The 23987-nt window shown below is 41.2% G+C and carries 18 protein-coding genes; 12 read left to right on the forward strand and 6 right to left on the reverse strand.

Annotated features, from left to right (window positions below):
- Window positions 1-5 precede the first annotated feature (5 nt).
- A complete protein-coding gene (locus ACGE0T_RS00940) occupies window positions 6-1169 on the forward strand; it encodes a PP2C family protein-serine/threonine phosphatase (RefSeq protein WP_459188697.1) in 1164 nt (387 codons plus the stop codon).
- Window positions 1170-1250: 81 nt separating this feature from the next.
- Here the strand turns inward: ACGE0T_RS00940 and ACGE0T_RS00945 are convergent, their stop codons facing one another.
- The 4 genes from ACGE0T_RS00945 to ACGE0T_RS00960 all read right to left on the reverse strand — a co-directional run bounded on the left by ACGE0T_RS00945 (window position 1251) and on the right by ACGE0T_RS00960 (window position 7509).
- Window positions 1251-2081 carry a hypothetical protein gene (locus ACGE0T_RS00945; protein ID WP_459188698.1) on the reverse strand — a complete coding sequence of 277 codons (831 nt, stop codon included), beginning with the start codon at window positions 2079-2081 and terminating at the stop codon, window positions 1251-1253.
- Window positions 2082-2118: 37 nt separating this feature from the next.
- Window positions 2119-5031, reverse strand: coding sequence for an ATP-binding cassette domain-containing protein (locus tag ACGE0T_RS00950; RefSeq protein ID WP_459188699.1), 2913 nt, complete (start codon window positions 5029-5031; stop codon window positions 2119-2121).
- A gap of 185 nt (window positions 5032-5216) precedes the next feature.
- Complete coding sequence (gene argS / locus ACGE0T_RS00955) at window positions 5217-7010, reverse strand: arginine--tRNA ligase (protein WP_459188700.1); 1794 nt, start codon at window positions 7008-7010, stop codon at window positions 5217-5219.
- Window positions 7011-7236: 226 nt separating this feature from the next.
- Window positions 7237-7509: an HU family DNA-binding protein gene (locus ACGE0T_RS00960; protein WP_459188701.1), complete on the reverse strand. Its 273-nt coding sequence runs from the start codon at window positions 7507-7509 to the stop codon at window positions 7237-7239.
- 187 nt (window positions 7510-7696) lie between these two features.
- Between ACGE0T_RS00960 and ACGE0T_RS00965 the strand changes: the two genes are divergently transcribed.
- The 6 genes from ACGE0T_RS00965 (at window position 7697) to ACGE0T_RS00990 (ending at window position 14176) form a co-directional block, all read left to right on the forward strand.
- Window positions 7697-8407: a rhomboid family intramembrane serine protease gene (locus ACGE0T_RS00965; RefSeq protein WP_459188702.1), complete on the forward strand. Its 711-nt coding sequence runs from the start codon at window positions 7697-7699 to the stop codon at window positions 8405-8407.
- Window positions 8388-9266 (forward strand): rhomboid family intramembrane serine protease, encoded by an 879-nt coding sequence (locus ACGE0T_RS00970; protein ID WP_459188703.1) that lies wholly within the window; start codon window positions 8388-8390, stop codon window positions 9264-9266. Before ACGE0T_RS00965 ends, ACGE0T_RS00970 begins: the two co-directional genes overlap by 20 nt.
- Window positions 9263-10375: an endonuclease/exonuclease/phosphatase family protein gene (locus tag ACGE0T_RS00975; RefSeq protein WP_459188704.1), complete on the forward strand. Its 1113-nt coding sequence runs from the start codon at window positions 9263-9265 to the stop codon at window positions 10373-10375. The genes ACGE0T_RS00970 and ACGE0T_RS00975 overlap by 4 nt, the downstream gene beginning before the upstream one ends.
- A 55-nt stretch (window positions 10376-10430) precedes the next feature.
- The gene (locus ACGE0T_RS00980; protein ID WP_459188705.1) at window positions 10431-11198 is read left to right on the forward strand and encodes a hypothetical protein; all 768 of its coding nucleotides are present in this window, start codon (window positions 10431-10433) and stop codon (window positions 11196-11198) included.
- An 840-nt stretch (window positions 11199-12038) separates the two neighbouring features.
- Window positions 12039-12536, forward strand: coding sequence for a hypothetical protein (locus tag ACGE0T_RS00985; RefSeq protein WP_459190391.1), 498 nt, complete (start codon window positions 12039-12041; stop codon window positions 12534-12536).
- Between the two features lie 26 nt (window positions 12537-12562).
- Window positions 12563-14176, forward strand: coding sequence for a flotillin family protein (locus ACGE0T_RS00990; RefSeq protein ID WP_459188706.1), 1614 nt, complete (start codon window positions 12563-12565; stop codon window positions 14174-14176).
- An 86-nt stretch (window positions 14177-14262) separates the two neighbouring features.
- Here the strand turns inward: ACGE0T_RS00990 and ACGE0T_RS00995 are convergent, their stop codons facing one another.
- Both ACGE0T_RS00995 and ACGE0T_RS01000 read right to left on the reverse strand, forming a co-directional pair.
- Window positions 14263-14829, reverse strand: a complete 567-nt coding sequence (locus ACGE0T_RS00995) for a DUF4468 domain-containing protein (protein WP_459188707.1) — start codon at window positions 14827-14829, stop codon at window positions 14263-14265.
- Between the two features lie 6 nt (window positions 14830-14835).
- Complete coding sequence (locus tag ACGE0T_RS01000) at window positions 14836-15831, reverse strand: DUF4468 domain-containing protein (protein WP_459188708.1); 996 nt, start codon at window positions 15829-15831, stop codon at window positions 14836-14838.
- Window positions 15832-15993: 162 nt separating this feature from the next.
- Here ACGE0T_RS01000 and secDF point away from each other — a divergent pair, with 162 nt between their 5' ends.
- The 5 genes from secDF to ACGE0T_RS01025 all read left to right on the forward strand — a co-directional run bounded on the left by secDF (window position 15994) and on the right by ACGE0T_RS01025 (window position 23987).
- A complete protein-coding gene (gene secDF, locus ACGE0T_RS01005) occupies window positions 15994-18990 on the forward strand; it encodes a protein translocase subunit SecDF (protein ID WP_459188709.1) in 2997 nt (998 codons plus the stop codon).
- Window positions 18991-19193: 203 nt separating this feature from the next.
- On the forward strand, window positions 19194-21197 hold the full coding sequence (locus ACGE0T_RS01010) for a urocanate hydratase (RefSeq protein ID WP_459188710.1): 2004 nt from the start codon (window positions 19194-19196) through the stop codon (window positions 21195-21197).
- Window positions 21194-22099 (forward strand): glutamate formimidoyltransferase, encoded by a 906-nt coding sequence (ftcD, locus tag ACGE0T_RS01015; RefSeq protein WP_459188711.1) that lies wholly within the window; start codon window positions 21194-21196, stop codon window positions 22097-22099. The genes ACGE0T_RS01010 and ftcD overlap by 4 nt, the downstream gene beginning before the upstream one ends.
- A gap of 2 nt (window positions 22100-22101) precedes the next feature.
- Window positions 22102-23352 (forward strand): imidazolonepropionase, encoded by a 1251-nt coding sequence (gene hutI / locus ACGE0T_RS01020; RefSeq protein WP_459188712.1) that lies wholly within the window; start codon window positions 22102-22104, stop codon window positions 23350-23352.
- 11 nt (window positions 23353-23363) lie between these two features.
- Window positions 23364-23987, forward strand: a complete 624-nt coding sequence (locus ACGE0T_RS01025) for a cyclodeaminase/cyclohydrolase family protein (protein WP_459188713.1) — start codon at window positions 23364-23366, stop codon at window positions 23985-23987.

Raw genomic sequence — 23987 nt, forward strand, 5'->3', positions numbered from 1 at the left:
ATGCTATGGCAATAAAAATATTGAGTGTAGACGACGAACAGGACCTGGAAATATTGCTTACCCAGTATTTTCGCCGTAAAATAAAAAAAGGGGAATATGAATTTTTATTTGCCCATAATGGTTTGGAAGCGCTTCAAATGCTTCTTGCCAATCCGGATTTTGATGTTATCCTGAGTGATATCAATATGCCGGAAATGGATGGGCTGACTCTGCTTACCCGGATTAATGAGATGCGTAATCCTGCCTTGAAATGTATTATGGTTTCGGCTTATGGCGACATGGAAAATATCCGTACTGCCATGAATCAAGGCGCATTTGATTTTACTACAAAGCCTATCAACCTGGAGGATTTGGAACGGACGATAGAGAAGGCGGCCGAACAGATCGCTTTTATTAAACAGGCACAGCAGGAGCATTCCCAATTGGAATCAATACAAAATGATTTGCATGTGGCCCAGGAAATACAGCAAACTATTTTACCGAAGACTTTCCCTCCTTTTCCGGAGCTGAAATCATTTGATGTTTATGCTTATATGAATGCTGCCAAATATGTAGGTGGCGATTTCTATGATTTTTTCCGTATCGATCATGACAGGTTAGGGTTTGTAATTGCAGACGTATCAGGGAAAGGGGTGCCTGCCGCTATTTTCATGGCTATAAGCCGGACTGTAATACGGGCAATTGCATTGACCGAGAATTCTGCCGCAATGTGCATGCAACGTTCAAACCTGCTTCTTTGCCAGGAGAGCGTGAACGATATGTTTGTCACTGTATTCTATGGAATACTGAATATCCATACAGGTATGGTCACTTATTGCAATGCAGGACATAATTCGCCCGTTTTGCTCAAGAAAGACGGTGCTGTGTCGGAATTGCCCTTAACCGGTGATATGGTGCTGGGGGCTATTAATGATGCCGTTTATCATGAAAAAGAATTGAAGCTTTTACCCGGTGATAATTTATTCCTTTATACGGACGGAGTGACGGAAGCAGTGAACATTAAGAATGACTTTTATGGAGAGCAACGTCTTTTGGATAATTGTAAGAAGCTGACAGGAAAAGATCCAAAAGAAGTAGTTGAACGGATTACCGAAACAGTTGGCGAATTTGTTATAGGTGCTGTTCAGTCCGACGATATAACCATGTTGTCTATTGCTTACAAAGGATAAGAGAATATTTTAATCATAAAAAAAGCGCTGGTTTTGCTTATATGCTAAACCAGCGCTTTTTTTATTGTATGTTATTATTTCTTATTTCAGCAAAGTATCACGGATACCCAAGATTTCTGCATTAGCAGCTCTTGCTTCCTGTACTGTAGCTGTTTTTTCTTTCAGAGGAGCAATAGTTTCACTGAGTTGTTTCAAATCAGGATAGTAAGCGGAAAGATCTGATACGATTTCGCCCAGCATGTCAACACGTTTTGCCATAGTATCGGAAAGACCTGCAGATGTGGCATCGCCTTTAACTACCAATGAAGGATTTGCCAGCAGGCAAGCATTTTCAGCAGTCATACCTCCCAACATTTCGATAGCTACATCCATTTTGTCTTCAGCAGCCATTCTGTCGATAATTTTGTCTTCCTGTGCATTTATGAATTTCTGTAAATTTTCTTTGCTTGCATCTTTCGGTGCCTGTTCTTTCAGTATATCCAGAACGAAAGTAACATTCAGGGCAGTAGCCAGTTTTGAGATTGCACCTTCTACTTCGCTTGTCGGTTTTTTCATTGCTTTCAGGATATTGCAATCGGACAGATACATACCCAGGGCACGTGCCTGTTGCGCTTTTGTTGTCAGTTCGGAAACTTTTGCAGCAGGCAACATATAGTTGATGCTTCCTACGTTGATAGTAACGTCACCTGTTGAAATCCGGTAAGGAACATCTGAATCCGGCATGTCTTTTAACAGTTGGATTGTTTCTGTTTTCAATTCTTCTGTCAATAAGTCTTTAGGCGCATTTCCTGCGATAACGGCTGCCTCTTCTGTTTTTTCGGCTTCATCATTTGCCTTTTTGGTACCGTTACAAGAAGTCATACCAAACACTAATGCTGCTACAGTGAGCATGCTTAATACACTCTTTTTCATAATATATAATTTAATAATTTATATTCTTTTCTATTTTTTATTCGTCTCTTTTGAGGATACGTCCCGGAAACTCTGCGAATATAGCGATAATCGCTAATAATGCAAAGAATCCGATAACCAATAAATTAAATATATAGGTAGAAAAATAGATTCCTCCTATATTTTTTTCATGGCTGTAGAAGGCGGCTCTTCCCCATTGATTGTCAGGTTTTATGTAAATCTGTCCGATTGCAGGGTAAATGCGATGATTGGCTTCTTTAAACAGATGTGGGTTACCTGTACCCATCACAAGGTCCTCGATTGCGGAATTATGATTATTTTTCTTTAAATTAACAAGCCATTCCTTGCCGTGCTCATTATCAATATTTTCAACTGTTTGTTCCGATAGTGCTGTAAAGTTACGTGCCCGGATATGCAAAGCTTTGTCTACTTTATCCAAGTAAGAGAGATAAGACTCATTTTCTTTTCTGGGTGCAATACGGGCAGCACGACTTAATGCGGCAAGTTCGTTTTCAACCGTTTTCCGTATGTCCGGATTATCTTTAGTCTGTAATTCTTCAGCCAAATGGCGGACTTCCGGGGCATGGATATTTTCATAATACTGTGCCAGATATTTTTCCTTGTCTATAAGGAAGAATATCTTATTATATTCATTGTCCCTGAATTGTTCGACCATTAGCGCTTCAAAAGCCCAACGAGACGGAATCACTTCACCGATAAGCGGCACGATATTTTCGTCGGCAGCCTTGGTGTTCAGGTCATCAAATTTGATAACTAATCCACATAAAAGGATTTGTGGAATTAATAATAGAGGGATTGTTATATAAATGGCAACTACGGAATTCATGGATTGAGATAAAATCAATCCTGTAAGATTGGCTAAAAATGAAATAGCCCATAAAACACTCCACCAGATAAAGAACATCCCAGCGCCAACCTGTATAATAGAATTACCAACCGCAATAAACAGCAATGTTTGGATGCCGGAGATGGCGAAAAGATAAATTATCTTGGAAGTAAGGTAACTGCTCCTGCTTAACCGGAGGAATTTCTCCCTTTTCAGTATAGTCCTGTCTTTTATAATTTCCTCGGCGCTGATACTAAGTCCCATGAATGTGGCAACAATCACAGACATGAAAATGTAAGAAACAAAATTCTTATTTCCTAATAAAGTATACCCTCCATCATCGGTAAATCGGGTAAGAAGTGCAACGATCAAGGCCAGCAGAGGTGCTTCCAAAAGGACAATCAACAGATATTGCCGGTTTACTATTTTAGTCCGGACATTCCGTTCCAGGAAAATGAAAAATTGTTTTAGCCACGACGGTTTCTTTTGATTATTTTCGGGAAGCTCTTTTTCTATAGTTAACCGGTAATCCGGACGGGATGAAATATATTTCTCATGCCATTCTTCCGGAGTGAATTTGCGGATATTGGTCAGATTTCCCGAATCATCGATTTTTTTCGAGTCGATGATATTCAGTATAAGTTCCGGGTTTACATTCCCGCATGTACTGCAAACGCTTATATCTTCGTCGGTATATTTGGCCGCATGTTTAAAGTAGGTAATCGCTTCTATAGGATTGCCGTCGTAAATGGGATACCCCCCGCGGTCCAATAACCAGAGTCTGTCGAATAATTTATAAATTTCGGAAGAGGGCTGGTGGATATTCACAATAACCAGCTTCCCCCGGTGAGTCTGTTCTTTCAGTAACATAATCACTTTTTCCGAGTCTGTAGAAGATAATCCGGATGTCGGTTCGTCAAGATAGAGAATGGCCGGTTCGCGAATAAGTTCCTGGGCAATGTTCAGGCGCTTTCTCTGTCCGCCACTAATTGTTTTACGGATAGGAGAGCCTACTTCCAGGTCTTTTATTTCTTCCAAATCCAGTTCGCAAAGTACGGTTTTTACACGTTGGTCAATTTCCTGTTCAGAGAGATTGGCAAAACAAAGGCGTGCTGTAAACCATAAATTCTGGTATACGGTAAGTTCTTCTATCAATAAATCGTCCTGAGGTACAAAGCCGATCAGTTGGCGTGCTTCAGGCGAGTTAAGCGGATGTCCGTTTATCGTTAAGCTCCCTTTGTCCGGAAGAATTGTCCCGTTTAAGATGCCTAAAAGAGTTGATTTTCCGACTCCGCTGCCTCCCATAATAGCAACCAGTTGCCCGGATTCCAGATTGAAAGAAAAGTTATGAAGCCCATTGTGGCTGTTTTTGAAAGTGAAATCGATATTCCTGCCGGAAAGGGTAATCGTTTCTTTCTTTTCTTTTTTATAAAAGACGGAGAGTAAATCACTATAGTAAACAGGCAGGAACAGAGGGCCTTTTAATACACTGCTTCGTTGCCAGGCATAGAACATATCCGAAGAAAGCGGAATATCGTTCATGAATACGAGTCCGTTGCCATGATAGGTGAAAATCAGTTTGTCGAAGCGGCGGATATACCAGACACGTATAGAGCCTTCCATGCCTTTACGTATGATATGGTTTTCCGTAATATTTTCTTCTTCGCTGATTGTGAGTATAGAAGATGAGGCGGATGTTCCTGTAACGAAATCCATTGTTTCATTGAACTCTTCCTGCGAGATAGAAAAGATATCGGCTACGAGATGGAACAGATTCAGATGGTTCTTAAATTCATCACTGTTGGTATGGGCAAACTCGACAAAGCGGATTAGGAGAAGCAACTGTTCTTCCGCTCTTAACTTGATTTTCATTTGCTCGCATATGTTTCGGATTACATCTTCCTTGTCGATAGGAAAGAGGGAATCGTCATACATACCCCGTAGTTCTGTGTATAATTCAATATATTCTTTGTGGGAACGAACACCGAAATGACTGGAAAGATAGGAATGGACAGCGCGGCTTGCCTGTTTTTCTTCTATCCGGACGACAGAAGCGAAAATGGCAAACAGATTTAATAAACCGTTTAATATGGTTTCATTCATTTTTCGGAATCCTGTAAATTATGTTGCAAATATACTAAGAATGCCGGTTACAGGATTATAAGTGAGTCCTTTATTTTCTTGAGGTAAATACTAAAAAGTAAGGCTCTCCGTAATTTCATATTTCTGAAATCGAAGGAGAGCCTGTAATGTGTATGGTTTTCTATTTGTTATGGAATAATTTTTCGTTACATCCTTTCCGGAACTTCAATGCCCAGAAGCGACATACCCGACTTAACAATCTTTGCTACATTTGCAGATAAAACAAGGCGGAATTTCTTTAACTCCTCGTTTTCTTCACGCAGAATAGAAAAATCGTGGTAGAATTGGTTGTATTCTTTTACCAAATCATAAATATAGTTGGCTATGTAGGCCGGGCTGTATTCTTTTCCTGCCTCACGTACGATGGATGCATAATCTGCAATCATCTGAATTAAAGATTCTTCTTTCTCTGAGATTCCGGTAGTTGTCGGCAACTGTTCCGGAAGTACGATACCCTGTTCTGCCGCTTTGCGTAGTACGGAACGGATACGGGCATAGGTATATTGGATGAAAGGACCTGTGTTTCCGTTGAAGTCGATAGACTCTTTCGGATTGAAAGTCATGTTTTTGCGGGGATCTACTTTCAGGATAAAATATTTCAGGGAGCCTAATCCAACGATTCGAGCGATATTTTCAGCCTCTTCCTGTGTCATCTCATCCAGTTTTCCCAGTTCTTGTGAGATTTCACGCGCTGTATTAACCATTTCTTCCATCAGGTCGTCTGCATCGACAACTGTTCCTTCACGGCTTTTCATTTTTCCTTCCGGAAGTTCTACCATGCCATAAGAGAAATGGACTAATCCCTTTCCGAACTCAAAACCTAATTTATCCAATAGGATTGATAGTACCTGGAAATGGTAGTTCTGCTCATTTCCAACCACATAAATCATTTTATTGATGGGATAGTCGTCAAAACGTAATTTTGCCGTACCTATATCCTGTGTCATATAAACAGAAGTACCATCTGCACGGAGTAACAGTTTTTCATCCAGTCCCTCCCCTGTCAGGTCGGCCCAGACAGAACCGTCTTCACGGCGGTAGAAGATACCTTTATCCAGTCCTTCCAGCACTTTTCCTTTACCTTCCAGATAGGTTTGTGATTCGTAATAAATCTTATCGAAATCAACCCCCATCTTTTTATAGGTTTCGTCAAAGCCGGCGTATACCCAGTTGTTCATCATTTCCCAAAGGGCACGTACTTCAGTGTCTCCGGCTTCCCATTTACGTAGCATTTCACGGGCCTCTGCCATTAAAGGCGAGGCTGCTTCAGCTTCTTCTTTTGTCATGCCCTGTGCTTCAAGAGCGGCTGTTTCTTCTTTCAGCTTATTGCTGAATAAAACGTAGAAATCACCAATCAGGTGGTCGCCCTTTTTGCCCGAAGTTTCAGGAGTTACCCCGTTTCCCCATTTTTGCCATGCCAGCATGGATTTGCAGATATGGATGCCACGGTCGTTTACAATGTTGGTTTTGACAACTTTGTTTCCGTTTGCTTTCATAATTTCCGATAAACTGAAACCAAGCAGATTATTACGGACATGACCTAAGTGTAGAGGCTTGTTTGTATTCGGGGAAGAATACTCAATCATAACCAGAGGCGATTGTTCTGTTACGGGAACAATACCGTATGTAGGCTGCCCGTTTATATTGTTCAGCAGGTCGATCCAGCAAGAGCAATCGATTGTCAGATTCAGGAACCCTTTGATTACGTTGAATGAAGCAATCGCCGGTTCATTTTTTTGCAGATATTCTCCGATTTCCTGTGCAGTCTGTTCCGGAGATTTTTTGGACATGCGAAGGAATGGAAAAACTACCAGAGTGAGGTGACCTTTAAATTCTTTCTTTGTCTTTTGCAGCTGTATTTGGTTGGCAGTAACATCTGCCCCATACAATTCTTTAATTCCGGCAATGATTGCACCGGTAATCTGTTGTTCAATAACCATATCTGTAATACTATATACGGATTTTTATTTTGGACGCAAAGGTACGCGTTTATTTTGTAAAAACCATAAAATCGTTTTGTATAGAAGAGCTCATAGTTATGGTTTTATAAAATCATAGTTATGAATTGGAAAAATCATAACTATGAATTGATAATGTCATTCTTACCCAATAAAAAAGGCACCTTGTAACTCAAGACGCCTTTTTTATTGGGTAAGTAAACGGTTTTTACTTAACGATTTCTGCTAATTCAGCTCCCGGTTTGAATTTAACCGCTTTGCGAGCAGGGATTTCAATGGTAGCTTTAGTTTTCGGGTTAACACCTTTGCGAGCAGCTTTTTCTGTTACAGAAAAAGTTCCAAAACCTAACAGTGCTACTTTACCGCCAGCTTTCATTTCTTCGCCAACTGTTTCAACGAATGCTTCTACTGCTTTTTTTGCGTCAACTTTACTTAAACCGGCCTTTTCTGATACGGCATTAATAAATTCTGTTTTGTTCATGATGGTTTGTTAGTTAATATATTAAACAATTATAGTGATAGTCTGATTATTGGTGCCAAATGTAGTTTTTATTTGATATACGACAAAGGAAAAAACTGTTTTTTTTCTTGATTTACTATGTTTTAATGATGATTTTACAGGAAACTGCCAAAATATATATACCTTTGTGCTTAAATTAGTAAGACATATGATGAATCAAAATAATTCGGGATTTTTGAACAGTATCCCGATGGTTACGAAAAACCTTATCATTATTAATCTTTTATTTTGGCTGGCAAGCCTGGTTCTGCCTAAAGTGGGCATCGATTTGGTTCAATTGTTGGGATTGCATTTTCCGGGGGCCAAAGATTTTTACCCGTTCCAGTTGATTACTTATATGTTTATGCATGATACCCATTCCTTTACGCATGTATTCTTCAATATGTTCGGGGTATATATGTTCGGGCGGGTACTGGAAAATGTCTGGGGGCCAAAGCGTTTTCTTACTTTCTATTTAATTACCGGTATTGGTGCCGGTATCACTCAGGAGTTGGTATGGCTTTATTCGGTTCATTCTTTTGCCAGTGCCAACGGTGTCACATTGGGACAGCTCATTGCCAATGATCCTTCTTTGAACTATCTGATAACAATTGGGGCATCCGGTTCCGTATTCGGTATTTTGTTGGCATTTGCCATGTTATTCCCGAATGTACCGCTTTATTTGATGTTTATACCGATTCCTATTAAAGCTAAATATTTTGTTGTATTTTACGGATTAGCCGAATTGTTTATGGGAGTTGCCAATTATAGCGGCGACTCGGTGGCGCATTTCGCTCACTTGGGTGGTATGATATTCGGTTATTTCTTAGTTCGGTATTGGAAAAAGAAAGACTCAAACAATGGGAGATATTTTTATTAATATGAAACAGATGTTTCGTTCGGGAAATATTCTGGCGAAACTTATATATATAAATGTAGGGCTATTTATTCTTATCAGGCTTGCTGCAGTAATCCTGAAGTTGTTTAATCTGAGTTGGTTCCCTTATTTGCAATATTTGCAAATGCCTTCTTCTCCGGAAGAGTTGCTGTATCATCCCTGGACAATTATTACTTACATGTTTACCCATTATGATTTTCTGCATATCTTATTTAATATGCTTTGGTTGTATTGGTTCGGAGGACTGTTTCTCTCTTATTTCAGCGAGCGGCAGTTGGGAGGTTTATATGTATTGGGGGGAATAGCCGGAGGATTACTGTTTATTGTATCTTATAACATATTCCCGTATTTTAGTAGTGTGGCTGCCAATAGTTATCTGATGGGAGCTTCTGCTTCTGTGATGGCAGTTGTTTTTGCCGTTTCTTTTTACCGGAAGGATCAGGAGATACTGCTTTTCTTGATAGGCAGAGTTAAATTGATTTATCTGGCGTTGTTCACTTTTGTGATAGATTTACTGGCTATTACTTCGGAGAATGCCGGCGGGCATATTGCACATATTGGCGGTGCTTTGTTTGGCATATGGTTTGCCATGCGTATCAAAGAAGGAAAAGATTTGACGGCACCGATGAACCGGATCATAGACTGGGCGGTAAATTTAGGGAAAAGAAAACCAAAGATGCGTGTTACTTATAAACGTCCGGAGACCGACTATGAATATAATGCCCGCAAGCATCAGGCAAATGTGGATATCGACGCAATACTGGACAAGCTGAAACGGTCCGGCTACGAGAGTTTATCTGCTGATGAAAAGAAAAAATTATTTGATGCCAGTAAAAAATGAATGAGGGGTTTAAAGCTGTAAAGATACTATTCAAGTCTATTTTCGGCATAGCCAATGTAATAGTAATTTTGCTGTTTATCGCATCAGCTTTTTCAGATCGTGTGTCTCCGGAAAAAAGTGTTTTATTTTCTTATCTGGGCCTTGGATTTCCGGTTTTCTGCACATTGAATCTACTATTTGTTATTTATTGGCTGTTCCTTTGGGAATGGCGGTTTGTCCTGGTCGGATTGCTGTCTTTTCTGATATGCCAGAAACCAGTAAGGCATTATTTCCCATTTCACGACAGGGTGGAAGAGATTCCTAAAGAAAATGTGTTGAAAGTGTTGACCTATAATGTCATGGGATTCGGGTATAAGGACCACACAGGGGATTCTCCCAATCCGATAGTTCAATATATCGCCAATTCCGGTGCGGATATTGTTTGCCTTCAGGAATATGCAGTAGGCAAATCCCGGAATTTTCTTACGATGGAAAAATTGAATAAGGCTTTTTCGATGTATAAGTATCGTTCCGTGATTCCGGTTGGAACTTCCGGCGACCTGAAATTCAATGTGGCGGTTTTATCCAAATACCCATTGTCCAAATCCCGCAAAATAAAGTATGATAGCAAGTTTAACGGTTCTTCCGTACACCGGGTAAATATAAAAGGTAAAACATTGACCCTGGTAAATAACCATTTGGAATCATTTAAGCTGACAACGGAAGACCGTAGCCATTATTCCGCTTTTATTAAGAATATTAATTCGGAAACGTTCGACGGGCTTCGCGGCTCTATCGAGCAAAAGTTAGGACCGGCTTTCCGTGTCCGTGCGAAACAAGCCGAAGCAGTAGCTGAAGAAATCCGAAAAGCAGACTCCGACTATATCCTTGTTTGCGGCGACTTTAACGATACGCCGATTTCGTATGCCCACCGTACGATACAAGGGCCATTGGTGGATGCGTTTGCTGCGTCGGGACGCGGGATAGGTGTTACCTATAATGAAAACTTCTTCTGGTTCCGCATCGATAATATCCTTCATTCTTCGAATATGAAACCGATGAACTGTACGATTGATAAGATTCGTTATTCGGATCACTATCCGATGTGGTGTTATCTGGAAATGGAATAAACAAATAATAAACATAACTCTGCCGTATATGAATGTCGGCATAAATTAAGTTTGTATGCAGTTGAAACAGATCGTTCCTTCACGTAACTGGTGGAGTTCTTTGCTTGTGAATTTTCTTGGAGCATTGCTTGGTATCATTGTTACATTCGGTTCTTCTTCCTGGTTGGAATATAGAAGCAGGCAGGAAATGGCTTACAAAATTAAGCTATTAACCATCAGTGATATTAACACTTCGATTAAAGCAATGGAAGACCATTGCAAAAAGATAGAACACATTGATTCCATCTTTAGAGCCGTGAATGAATCTTATCCGGATAATCTGAACCGGATGAGCAAAGATACTTTAAATGAGTTTCTAACTTGTTTCGCTTCTCCATCCTTAAGTATAAAAGAAAATTCCGTAGAAAAAACCTTTTCTCAAAGTTTTGAGATCTGGAAAAATTTCGATGATTTGGATTTGCAACATTTGATAAATGGTATTTATGCCATACGGACTAACTTCTATATTCAATATGATGAGTTTTACCAAAAGAAAGCTGCTTTATTTTCCCGTTTCCTGGATAAGGGAAGCATTTCCAGTTATAAAGGAAATGCTCATAAAGGAGTAAAAGCAATGATGGAAATTCCTCAGCTCGAATATTTTGTAGGAGGCGAGATCCGGATCTATATGTTATGTATGAAGATGGACTTGGATATGTTGAAAGCTGCACGCGATCATCTTTACAAGCGGACAAAAATTACAGAGCAGGAGATTGATAGTTTTTTGGGCAGTGAGGACCCATTTGAATATAACAAATCCTATTCAGAAGAAGGAGATTTATAAATAGAATCTTTTTCCTTTCGGGTTGTGGACTGTCCGGTATATCCGGATGGTCTTTTTTTACATAATGTCGGCTTTTTCTCCATTATGTGTTATTTTGATTGAATTAGGCCCTTTGTGGTAACTCTGCATCTATGTATAAAATGCATTTCAGGAGGAATTGAGCCTTTTTTAACGCTAAACCGGAGCTTTTTGTACCGGATCGGGCACCTTTTTCCATTTACTCGGAGGGTAATTTCAATTAGTAGCGGTACTAATTCCAACTATCTGCGCATAAAAATCCAATAATCTGCGCGGCAAAACACCTATATTTTAACTTTAAAACATATATGTTTCGATTTCAAAGCATATATGTTTTGTTTTTGGATGATATTGGGCGGGGGAGCGGTTCTGGAATGGCAAGAAAACCAAACTGTGCTTGGATGATAAATAGATTATTATTCCATAAAAAAAATAACAATATGATTAGGCACGGATTTCACGGATAACACGGATTAATAAAGATAAATCCACATTAATCCGTGTTATCCGTGAAATCCGTGCCTAATAAATCAATTTTCATCCTATATCAATTAGTAAATGCTTTGCCTTCTATTTCTACAAACTGACAAACCTTAACCCCGCGAGAATCGCCTGCTTGCAACCCCTCCCGCGTCTGCATCCATATAACTCGCATATCAACAGGGTATTTTGTCTTTTTGTCATTTTGATAAAAAGAAATCGGCTATGCCGGGCTTGCCCTGTTATATGGCATACAAATAGATATTATTTAGGTTGGACGCTTTTTTCTATGCGCTAATCCGTTTTTTTTCTATCTTGTAGCCAAAATCTAATTTAATGGCTATGACTACTACGGTATTCCTTTTTGTTGCAATTGTCGCTACGGCAATTTTCCTGATACAGTTTATCATGTCGATTTTCTTCGGGGATTTGGATATAGATACCGATGTCGATACGGATATCGGCAGTGTCTTGTCTTTTAAGGGGCTGACTCATTTTTGCATAGGGATGGGATGGTATATGTATATATCCAAAGGGTCGGATATCATGTCGTATGCGGCAGGAATCCTGGTAGGCCTTGTTTTTGTTCTTATCCTATGGTATTTATATAAAAAGGCTTATCAATTGCAGAAAGAAAATAAGCCGGAAAAACCGGAAGCTTTGGTGGGACGCGAATGTACCATCTATTCCCATAGTGATGAAGACCGGTATGTGGTACAAATCGCTATTAATGGTGCATTGAGGGAAATTGAAGTTCGCTCGCTCGGTAACACCCAATATCGTACCGGGGATAAAACAATGATAAGTAAAATAGAGTCCGGCGTAATGTATATTCAATAAAAATCAATATTAATCTACTTAATTCTATGACACAAGAGATGTTAATTATGGTCGCTATCCTGGTGGTAGTGGTCATTGTATCGTTTATCGGTATCCTTTCCCGCTACCGGAAATGTAAGAGTGATGAGGTTCTGGTAGTATATGGTAAGACTACAGGGGAAAAGTCGGCTAAACTTTATCATGGTGGCGCTGCCTTTGTCTGGCCGATAATCCAGGGATATGAATTTCTTTCCATGAAGCCCCTTCAGATTGATTGTAAATTGACCGGAGCTTTGTCTGCCCAAAATATCCGTGTGGATGTGCCGACTACGATTACGGTAGCAATCAGCACTGATCCGGAAGTTATGCAGAATGCAGCCGAACGTTTGTTGGGATTGCAGGCGGAAGATAAACAAAACCTGATTACCGATGTGGTATATGGGCAAATGCGTCTGGTAATTGCGGATATGACAATTGAAGAATTGAACTCAGACCGTGATAAATTCCTGTCGAAAGTACGTGACAATATCGATACGGAACTTCGTAAATTCGGTCTTTATCTGATGAATATCAATATCAGTGATATCCGTGATGCTGCCAATTATATTGTCAATCTGGGAAAAGAAGCGGAAAGCAAGGCGTTGAATGAAGCCCAGGCTAATATTGAAGAGCAGGAGAAGTTAGGAGCTATTAAGATTGCGACCCAAATAAAAGAACGTGAAACAAAAGTAGCAGAAACCCGGAAAGACCAGGATATCGCCATTGCAGAGACAAAGAAGCAGCAGGAAATCTCGGTTGCAAATGCGGATAAAGAACGTATATCACAGGTTGCAGTGGCGAACGCAGATAAAGAGTCGCAAGTTGCTAAAGCGGAAGCCGATAAGAATATTAATATAGAAAAGGCAAATACTGAAAAAGAAAGCCGCATTGCCGAGCTAAATTCTGACATGGAAATCAAGAAAGCAGAAGCAGAGAAAAAAGCGGCCATCGGACGGAATGAAGCCGGTAAAGATATCGCGTTGTCAAATTCCGAACTTGCCGTTACTCAGGCTGATGCAGACAAGAAAGCCGGTGAGGCTGCTGCCCGTTCTGAAGCATCTATTCAGACAGCCCGTGAAATAGCTCAAAAGGAAGTGGAAGAAGCGAAAGCAAAAAAAGTGGAATCTGCTTTGAAAGCCCAGAAGATTGTTCCGGCTGAGATTGCTAAACAGGAAGCTATTTTACAAGCGGACGCAGTGGCTGAAAAAACTATCCGTGAAGCGGAAGCGCGTGCAAAAGCATTGCTTGCGCAGGCAGAAGCGGAGGCGCAATCTATCCGTATGAAATTGGAAGCAGAGGCGGATGGTAAGAAGAAATCTTTGCTTGCAGAGGCTGACGGTTTCCGTGCAATGGTGGAAGCTGCGGAATCTAATCCGGCTATCGCTATCCAATATAAGATGGTAGACCAGTGGAAAGAAATTGCCGGCGAACAGGTGAAAGCTTTTGAAAGCATTAATCTGGGTAATATTACAGTTTTTGACGGTGGTAACGGGTCAACCGGTAATTTCCTCAATCAGTTGGTTAAAACGGTAGCTCCGAGTTTAGGTGTATTGGATAACCTGCCTATCGGTGAAACTGTAAAAAATCTGATTAAACCGGAAGAGAAGGGTAAAAACAGTTGACAGTTGACAAGTGACAGTTGACAGTTATGCTTCGCGCTCGATTTACAAATCGGCTGAAAGCCGAAATAACTGTCAACTGTCACTTGTCACTTGTCAACTGAATCGTCTACTGCTTCTTGTACTGCATCGAATACATTTCCGAATAGTTGTTCGGCAAAGAAGAATGTGGCGTTGCAAAAGAGTTTCGGGTCTTTGATTAAAGCAATTTTGTTGCTCTTTCCGTTGTTTGCAATTACATCTTCTGCGGGGTAAGTTTTGAATTTCTTTTCATCTTTCGGGTCATACTGATAGGTGATATTCCCCAATTCGATGGAATAACCATCCTTGTGGCAGGATATTTTCATTCTGTATTTGACAATCGTCTTATCCGTGTCATTCAGTAGCAATTCAACTTTCGAACTGATTGAAATCGTTCCTTGAGATTTGTTGGAATTAAGGTTCGACATGAAAACATCTTTACCATAATTTTTCTTTGCCCATTTATTAATGATATTGAATAATGTCAATTGGTCCGTATTTTCTACTTCCACATCATCACTATAGCATACTTTGCCATCTTTCATAGGGGCACATACATCTACGTCCCCTTTATGTCCCTGTGCTGTCGCCAACACAGGGAACAGGATCAATAACAGGATAATTAATTTCTTCATAATTTCTTATTTTACCCAGACGTGGATTACTTCACCCATTAATGTTTTCTGTCCGTTTTCGTCTGTTTCGCCAACCTTGCGACATTCGAAAATCATCCAGGCACTGTCTTCTCCTTGCTTGAAGAAGGATATGTTATATAGGTCATTGTTCCCTATATTCTTGTAAACCGTACTTTCCGGATTGATAGAAATCGTAGTAACAGATTTGCCGAACATATTGCCTACACCTTTCCAGGTGGCAGCAGTTTCTTTTACGGTCTGGTATTTATCCGTAGTCACCTGCATTTTACTTTCCGGTAGCATTTGTACTAATGTGGAAGGTACTTTGTCTGCAGTAAAATTAGTATAGCCTTCTTTGCTTGCTGTTTTATTGATGTCGGGAGTCGGGCTTGCTATTGTAGCTGGCATCACTGCTGTAACTTCCTGTTTGGGTGCAACAGATACGGCTTGTACTCCTAATGCAGCAGTAGCTTCTTTAAACAAATTTTCTGCAAAATCGATCGTCTTTTTACGGAATTTGCCGTTGCCCCGATACAGTTTTGTTTTGTTTTTGTTTAAGGCATATTCATCGGTAATCCATTTTTCTGCTGTGTATTTCTCGGGATCGCGTTGGTAAGATACATTATATGAATAGCGGATACCGTTCATTTTAATGGAACAAAGATGGTCTTTGCATTCGATAATAACTCTGTAATCCATCAAACTGCGGTCTAATGATAAGGCGAGGTTTTGGAATACCAGATAATCTTGTCCCACGACTGCGATTTCTCCTTCTTCCTTGTTTGTATAAACAACACGTTCAACTTTAGTGTTGAAACGTGTTTGCGCCCAGTCGAGCATTATATCGTAAATTTGATCTTTAGAAAGTGCAGGAGCATTTATTTGTTCGCTGAACACGACTTTACCGTCTTCTTCCGGCACTGCACCAGCCAAATACTTTGAATCTTCTTGAGCCCAAAGAAGGGATGGGATAAATAGTGTTAATAATAAAAGTTGTTTCATGGTCATTATTGCTTTGTTTTTTTACGAGCAAAGATAAATAATTGTACTTGAAATAAACTAAGAGTGTGACAAATAATTAATCTAATTACTGTTGGACAAAGAAAAAAAGCCTATATTTGCACCCTGTGAAAAAATGAATAATAACATAAATATAAGATTCAAATGCAAAACAAAGGATTTGTAAAGGTCTTTGCGGTCTTACTTATGCTTGTCTGTGCGTTCTATCTGTCCTTCTCATTTGTGACCAGATATTACAATGGAAAAGCCATTAAGTATGCGGACGGAGATCCGGCAAAAGAGAGTGCCTATTTGGACTCGCTATCTACTCAAAAGGTATGGCTGGGCTATACGCTTAAGCAGTGCCGCGAAATGGAAATTAGTTTAGGTCTTGACTTGAAGGGCGGTATGAACGTCGTTCTGGAATTGGATGTGGCTGATGTTATTCGTTCACTTTCAAATAATAACCAGGATGAAAACTTCAACAAAGCATTGGATTTAGCTTATGCTCACCAGGCCGGCAGTCAGAAAGACTTTATCGATCTGTTTGCGGAAGAGTACAGGAAGTTGGATAGCGGTGCTCGCTTATCTGCTATTTTCAGTACTTTTGAGTTGAAAGATAAAATTACTCCGCAGAGTACAGATGCACAGGTAATTGCCATTTTGAAAGAAGAGTTGAAAAGCGCAATCGATAACTCTTTTAACGTACTTCGTACTCGTATTGACCGTTTTGGTGTGGTTTCTCCTAATATCCAGCGTTTGGAAACAGCAGGTCGTATTCTGGTGGAACTTCCGGGTGTAAAAGAACCTGAACGTGTTCGTAAATTGTTACAGGGTAGCGCTAACCTGGAATTTTGGGAAACTTATAATCTTCCGGAAATTTACCAGCAGTTGGTATCTGCCGATAATATACTTGCAACTATTCTGAAATCAGATAATGCAACAGATTCAACAACTGTTATTGCAGAAGAAACTGTTACTACAACAGACTCTGTTCCTACAAATGAAGCAGATTCATTGTTGGCTAAGATTGGTCAGGAAAAACCGGATACACAGCTTTCTCAAAATCAGGCGGAATTTGCCAAACAACATCCCTTGTTTGCTTTGTTGCAACTTAACCAATATAATGGACAGTTAGTTCCTACTTCGGCAATAGCTATCGCTCATACAAAAGATATTCCCAAGATTAATGAATATCTGAATATGAAGCAGGTGAAAGATGTTCTTCCTCGTAACCTGTCCCTAAAATGGGGTGTGAAGGCTATCGATGAAAAAGAACAGTTTTTCTATTTATATGCGATTAAAGTTACAAACCGTGACGGTTCACCGGCTTTGGGCGGAGATGTTGTAACTGATGCAAATGCAGACTTTGTTCAGCAGGCCGGACGTTCAGAACAGCAGGTTAGTATGGCTATGAATGCAGAAGGCGCAAAAGCATGGGCTCGTTTGACTAAAGATAATATCGGACGTCAGATTGCAATTGTGCTGGATGAAATGGTTTATTCCGCACCGAATGTAAACGATGAAATTACAGGTGGACGTTCTTCTATTACCGGTCACTTCACTCCTGAAGAAGCGAAGGACTTGGCAAACGTATTGAAGTCCGGTAAGATGGCTGCATCCGTACACATTGTACAGGAAGATGTTGTTGGTCCGTCATTGGGTCAGGAAGCTATCAGCTCTGGTGTGATTTCATTTGCTTTGGCTTTGATCCTGTTGATGTGTTACATGTGCGCATTCTATGGCATTCTGCCGGGTCTGATTGCTGACGGTGCATTGGTTTTGAATATTTTCTTTACGATGGGTATTCTTGCCTCTTTCCAGGCTGTGCTCACTTTGCCGGGTATTGCCGGTATGGTGTTGACGCTGGGTATGGCAGTCGATGCTAACGTGTTGATATATGAACGTACAAAAGAAGAGCTTCGTGCCGGTAAGTCTTTGGGTAAGGCTATTGCAGATGGTTATTCAAATGCCTTCTCTGCAATTTTCGACTCCAACCTGACTTCTATTATTACGGGTGTCGTATTGTTCTATTTCGGTACAGGTCCTATCCGTGGTTTCGCAACTACAATGATTATCGGTCTGTTTGCTTCATTCTTAACAGCTGTGTTCCTTACTCGTATTGTTTATGAAGCATTGCTGGCTAAGGATAAATTGAAGAATGTAACTTTTGTTACTCCGATTACAAAAGACTTGCTGACTAATCCGAAAATCAACTTCCTTGCTGCTCGTAAGATCGGTTATATCATTCCGGGTGTTATTATTGTGTTGGGTGCAATTTCTATGTCGACAATCGGTTTGAATAACGGTATCGACTTTACGGGTGGACGTAACTATGTGATACGTTTTGACCATGAAGTGAAAACGGATGATGTTCGCGACTTGTTGGATGACCAATTGGCCGGATCGGTTAGCGTAATCCAGATTGGTACTCCGGATCAGGTCCGTGTATCGACTAACTATAAGATAGATGATGCAAATCCGGCAGTCGATCAGGAAATTGAAAACAAACTGTTTGAAGGTTTGAAGACTCAGTTGCCGGAAGGTACGACATTGGAGCAGTTTACGACCCAGTTTATCCAGAGTTCCCAGAAAGTAGGTCCGAGTATGGCGGATGATATAAAGAATAGTGCGATACTTGCCGTTGTTTTTGCAATGTTCTGTATGGCAGCTTATATCTTGCTTCGTTTCCGCGACTTCTCTTTCTCTGCCGGAGCTTTTGCTTCTGTAGCAGTGACAACGCTTTGTATCATTTCTTTCTATACATTGCTTTGGAAGGTATTACCTTTCTCCATGGAGGTAGACCAGACGTTTATTGCGGCTATCCTGACGATTATCGGTTATTCTATTAATGATACGGTGGTTGTATTCGACCGTATCCGTGAAACGATAGGTTTGTATCCGAAGCGTGACCGTTATCAGGTTATTAACGATGCATTGAACTCTACCTTATCCCGTACATTTAATACATCATTGACTACATTGGTAGTTGTATTGTGTATCTTTATCCTGGGTGGTAGTACAATTCGTAGTTTTACATTCGCTATCCTGTTGGGTATTATTATTGGTACTTATGCTACTCTTTTCATTGCAACTCCGATTGCCTATGAATTGCAGAAGAAAAAGATTAATAAAAAAGCTGCAGCAGAGACAGGAAAATAAGAATAAATATTCCATAAATATGAAAAAGGATATGTCCAAAATTGGCATATCCTTTTTTGTTTTTGTAAGGAAAATAGTATATCTATCTTTATGCTTCTAAACATACAAAGGAAGTTTGTTTTGGTCGCTGATTTTCATAACTTGTTGGCCTGTTAAGCCGTTTTGAGCTTACAGATTGTAAGTAACACCTTAATTGTTATATTATGGAAGTACTCCTTGATAAACAACTGCCGGCTTATCCTTCTTTTATTGCCGGAATCCGCCGTGCTCCTGACCGCGGCTATTCACTTACGCCAGCACAAACAGAAGTTGCTTTGAAGAACGCCCTTCGTTATATCCCCAAAGAACTTCATGAAACGCTTGCTCCCGAGTTTATGGAAGAACTTCTTACCCGGGGGCGTATTTATGGTTATAGGTATAGACCGGAAGGGGATTTGAAGGCTAAGCCTATCGACGAATACAAAGGAAGTTGCATAGAGGGTAAGGCTTTTCAAGTCATGATCGATAATAATCTTTGTTTTGATATAGCCCTCTATCCATATGAGTTGGTTACTTATGGGGAAACCGGACAGGTTTGCCAGAACTGGATGCAATATCGTCTTATAAAAAAATATCTTGAAATCCTTACAAATGAACAAACACTGGTGATTGAATCCGGTCATCCGCTCGGACTGTTCAAGTCGCGTCCGGATGCTCCCCGTGTGATTATTACTAATTCCATGATGGTGGGGATGTTCGATAATCATAAGGATTGGCACATCGCTGCACAGATGGGGGTTGCCAACTACGGGCAGATGACAGCTGGAGGGTGGATGTATATAGGTCCCCAAGGTATCGTGCATGGAACATTTAATACTTTATTGAATGCCGGACGCAAGAAACTGGGTATACCCCAGGATAGAGATCTTCGGGGACATTTATTTGTCTCTTCCGGGTTAGGCGGTATGAGTGGTGCCCAACCGAAGGCGGCTGTGATAGCCGGAGCCGCATGTCTTATCGCAGAGGTGGATGCTTCCCGGATAGAAACCCGTTATACCCAGGGATGGGTTCAGCATGTAACAGATAATATGGCAAAAGCGTTTCGTATGGCTGCAGATGCTATGCAGGCAAAAGAACCCGTATCGATTGCATACCATGGGAATGTGGTGGATTTGTTGGAATATGCAGAAGCACATTCTATTCCTATTGATTTGCTGAGCGACCAGACCTCATGCCATGCCGTTTATGAAGGAGGGTATTGTCCGGTGGGCATCTCTTTTGAGGAACGGACAAAATTGTTATCAGATAATATAGATAAGTTTTGTGAGTTGGTAGATGCTTCTTTGCAACGTCATTTTGCTGTAATAAAAAAACTGGTGGCACGCGGGACTTATTTCTTTGATTATGGAAACTCTTTCATGAAAGCAATCTATGATGCAGGCGTTCGTGAAATATCCCGGAACGGAGTGGATGAGAAAGACGGCTTTATCTGGCCTTCCTATGTCGAGGATATTATGGGGCCTGAATTATTTGACTATGGATACGGTCCTTTCCGCTGGGTATGCCTGAGCGGCAAGCATGAAGATTTGATAAAAACAGACCATGCGGCAATGGATTGCATCGACCCGGACCGGCGTGGACAGGATATGGATAATTACAACTGGATAAAAGATGCGGAAAAGAATCAGTTGGTAGTCGGCACACAAGCGCGTATCCTGTATCAGGATGCTTTAGGGCGGTTGAACATTGCACTCCGTTTTAACGAAATGGTCCGGAATGGTGAAGTGGGTCCGATTATGCTCGGACGCGACCACCATGATGTAAGCGGAACCGATTCTCCTTTCCGCGAAACCTCAAATATTTATGACGGCAGCAATGTGATGGCAGATATGGCAGTGCAATGCTTTGCCGGAAATGCTGCCCGGGGAATGAGCCTGGTAGCCCTTCACAATGGGGGTGGCGTAGGAATAGGCAAAGCGATAAACGGAGGCTTCGGTATGGTATTGGACGGTAGCCGGAGGGTGGATGAAATTCTTCGTTCGGCTATGTTGTGGGACGTGATGGGAGGAGTGGCGCGCCGTTCATGGGCACGTAACCCGAATGCCATGGAAACCAGCCATCTGTTTAATGAAAGCCATGCCGGAGATTATCATATCACAATGCCTTTCGTACCGGAAGAAGATCTAATTAAAAAAGTAGTAAGTACCACTTTAAAACACAAAATATGAGCACCTGGAGTAAAATAATGGAATGTGTCCCCAATTTCAGTGAAGGACGGGATCTTGAAAAAATAGAAAAGATAATTGATAAGTTCCGAGCTAAAAATGGTGTAAAGCTATTGGATTATAGTAATGACACCGACCATAACCGTCTGGTAGTAACTGTAGTTGGCGAACCGGAAGCTTTGAAGGATGCTTTGCTTGAAGCAATCGGACAGGCTGTGGAATTAATTGATTTGACGAAACATACCGGACAGCATCCTCGCATGGGAGCTGTGGATGTGGTACCCTTCATTCCGATTAGAGGATGTACGATGGAAGAGGCTATCGCTTTATCGAAAGAAGTTGCCGGAAAGGTGGCATCTTTATATAATCTACCTGTTTTTCTCTATGAAAAATCGGCATCGGCTCCTCATCGTGAGAATTTGGCAGCTATCCGTAAAGGGGAGTTTGAAGGGATGGCAGAGAAAATTAAATTGCCGGAATGGAAACCGGATTTTGGCCCGGTAGAACGTCATCCTACGGCAGGTACTGTGGCGATTGGTGCTCGTATGCCATTGGTTGCCTATAATGTGAATCTGGGAACGGATAATCTGGCTATAGCAGACAGTATCGCTAAGAAAATCCGTTTTATAGGAGGAGGACTCCGTTTTTGCAAAGCGATGGGAGTAGAGTTGAAAGAGCGTGGAATTGTACAGGTTTCTATAAATATGACGGATTATACACGTACCGCTCTTTACCGTGCTTTTGAATTGGTACGTATTGAAGCCCGTCGTTATGGTGTACCGGTAGTTGGCAGTGAAATTGTCGGATTGGTTCCAATGGAGGCGCTTATCGATACGGCTTCCTATTATCTCGGGTTGGAGGATTTCTCATTGAATCAGGTATTGGAAGCAAGAATAATGGAATGAGTATGGAGGAAGAAAATATACTAATACGCAATGCCTCGCAAGTGGTGACCTGTTCCGGGTTTGCTGCTAAAAGAGGAGCGGAAATGTCAGAATTAAATATCATAGAGAATGGTGCCGTTGCGATAAAGGATGGTATTATAACGCATGTTGGTTCGACTGAAGAGGTCTTAAAACAGGTTAATATAGACGACTATCTGGAAATAGATGCATTCGGCCGGGCTTTGATACCGGGATTTGTAGACAGCCACACGCATTTTGTTTTCGGAGGCTACCGGGAGGAAGAATTTTCCTGGCGGTTGAAAGGAGATAGCTATATGTCCATAATGGAGCGTGGCGGAGGAATCCGGAGTACGGTACAGGCAACCCGGAATAGTTTTTATGATGAATTGTTCGTAAGCGGCTATGAAAGGCTGGATGAAATGATGAATATGGGAGTCACTACCGTAGAAGGGAAAAGTGGTTATGGCCTGGAACTGGCAACCGAACTCATCCAGCTTCGGGTAATGAATGAATTAAACGATGAGCATCCGTTGGATGTTGTTTCAACTTTTCTGGGAGCACACGCTGTCCCGGAGGAATTTGAAGGGCATCCGGATAAGTATATAGATCATATAATTGAAGAGATGCTTCCGCATGTCCGCATGGAGCGTTCGGTTACTTTCTGTGATGTGTTTTGCGAGAAGGGTGTTTTTTCACTTGAACAAAGCGAACGCCTGCTGAGGGCGGCACGCCATCATCGTTTCAAATTAAAATTGCATGCAGACGAAATGGTTACGTTTGGCGGTGCGGAACTTGCCGCACGCTTGAAAGCCGTAAGTGCAGACCATTTGTTGCATGCTTCGGATGCCGGAATTAAGAAACTGGCCCGCTCCGGAGTGATTGCAACGTTGTTGCCACTCACGGCTTTCTCATTGGATGAACCTTTTGCCCGTGGAAGAGAAATGATAGATGCCGGTTGTGCAGTAGCATTAGCTTCCGATTTCAATCCGGGCAGTAGCTTCAGTTGTTCCATTCCGTTGCTGTTTTCCTTGGCTTGTATTAAGATGAAACTGACGCCGGAGGAAGCATTAACCGCATTGACTATTAATGGTGCAGCCGCTGTAGGGCGAGCTGATAAAATAGGAAGCATCGACGTCGGTAAAAAAGCGGACCTGGTACTTTTGAAGTACCCTTCTTATAAATTCCTGCCGTATAATGTAGGGATGAATGCCGTGGATACAGTAATAAAAGATGGATTTGTATATATTATTTAAATTAAAATACTATGCTTGCAGACTTGACAATCAAAGGCTTTTTAGCCGAAACAGCCGGTAGCGCCCCAGTACCCGGAGGAGGAAGTATTTCAGCTCTCAACGGCGCGATAGCAACCGCGCTGACTGAAATGGTGGCAAACCTTACAATCGGTAAAAAGAAATATGCCGAAGTCGAAGGCCAAATGAAAGTGATAGCAACCGAGGCTGCTTTAATCCGCGAGCGCCTGATTCGTGATATAGACCGCGACAGTGAAGCTTACGACCGGGTTTTTGCCGCATTTAAATTACCGAAGGATACGGAAGAGGAAAAGGAGGAACGTGCCCGTGTGATACAGGATGCCACAAAAGAAGCCGCTTTAGTCCCGATGGAAGTGGCGGAAGAGGTTGCTTCCGTAATGGAAACGATTATTTATGTCGCCCATAAAGGGAACCAGAATGCAGTTACCGATGCTTGTGTAGCCATGATGGCAGCACGGACCTGCGTATTGGGAGCGTTGCTGAATGTACGTATCAATCTTTCTTCCATTAAGGATGAAAAGTTTGTCGATAAACTGAAGACCAAGGCTGATTTCCTGGAAAGTGAAGCCATACGCATCGAACAAAAGTTACTGGATTGGGTTAAAACCGTATTATAA

The organism is Parabacteroides sp. APC149_11_2_Y6 (assembly GCF_054506995.1).

What these genes read in the sequence shown, in the direction of transcription:
- ACGE0T_RS00940 (WP_459188697.1), top strand. Translation starts at nt 6, where the DNA reads ATGGCAATAAAAATATTGAGTGTAGACGACGAACAGGACCTGGAAATA.
- ACGE0T_RS00945 (WP_459188698.1), bottom strand. Translation starts at nt 2,081, where the DNA reads ATGAAAAAGAGTGTATTAAGCATGCTCACTGTAGCAGCATTAGTGTTT.
- ACGE0T_RS00950 (WP_459188699.1), bottom strand. Translation starts at nt 5,031, where the DNA reads ATGAATGAAACCATATTAAACGGTTTATTAAATCTGTTTGCCATTTTC.
- argS (WP_459188700.1), bottom strand. Translation starts at nt 7,010, where the DNA reads ATGGTTATTGAACAACAGATTACCGGTGCAATCATTGCCGGAATTAAA.
- ACGE0T_RS00960 (WP_459188701.1), bottom strand. Translation starts at nt 7,509, where the DNA reads ATGAACAAAACAGAATTTATTAATGCCGTATCAGAAAAGGCCGGTTTA.
- ACGE0T_RS00965 (WP_459188702.1), top strand. Translation starts at nt 7,697, where the DNA reads ATGATGAATCAAAATAATTCGGGATTTTTGAACAGTATCCCGATGGTT.
- ACGE0T_RS00970 (WP_459188703.1), top strand. Translation starts at nt 8,388, where the DNA reads ATGGGAGATATTTTTATTAATATGAAACAGATGTTTCGTTCGGGAAAT.
- ACGE0T_RS00975 (WP_459188704.1), top strand. Translation starts at nt 9,263, where the DNA reads ATGAATGAGGGGTTTAAAGCTGTAAAGATACTATTCAAGTCTATTTTC.
- ACGE0T_RS00980 (WP_459188705.1), top strand. Translation starts at nt 10,431, where the DNA reads ATGCAGTTGAAACAGATCGTTCCTTCACGTAACTGGTGGAGTTCTTTG.
- ACGE0T_RS00985 (WP_459190391.1), top strand. Translation starts at nt 12,039, where the DNA reads ATGACTACTACGGTATTCCTTTTTGTTGCAATTGTCGCTACGGCAATT.
- ACGE0T_RS00990 (WP_459188706.1), top strand. Translation starts at nt 12,563, where the DNA reads ATGACACAAGAGATGTTAATTATGGTCGCTATCCTGGTGGTAGTGGTC.
- ACGE0T_RS00995 (WP_459188707.1), bottom strand. Translation starts at nt 14,829, where the DNA reads ATGAAGAAATTAATTATCCTGTTATTGATCCTGTTCCCTGTGTTGGCG.
- ACGE0T_RS01000 (WP_459188708.1), bottom strand. Translation starts at nt 15,831, where the DNA reads ATGAAACAACTTTTATTATTAACACTATTTATCCCATCCCTTCTTTGG.
- secDF (WP_459188709.1), top strand. Translation starts at nt 15,994, where the DNA reads ATGCAAAACAAAGGATTTGTAAAGGTCTTTGCGGTCTTACTTATGCTT.
- ACGE0T_RS01010 (WP_459188710.1), top strand. Translation starts at nt 19,194, where the DNA reads ATGGAAGTACTCCTTGATAAACAACTGCCGGCTTATCCTTCTTTTATT.
- ftcD (WP_459188711.1), top strand. Translation starts at nt 21,194, where the DNA reads ATGAGCACCTGGAGTAAAATAATGGAATGTGTCCCCAATTTCAGTGAA.
- hutI (WP_459188712.1), top strand. Translation starts at nt 22,102, where the DNA reads ATGGAGGAAGAAAATATACTAATACGCAATGCCTCGCAAGTGGTGACC.
- ACGE0T_RS01025 (WP_459188713.1), top strand. Translation starts at nt 23,364, where the DNA reads ATGCTTGCAGACTTGACAATCAAAGGCTTTTTAGCCGAAACAGCCGGT.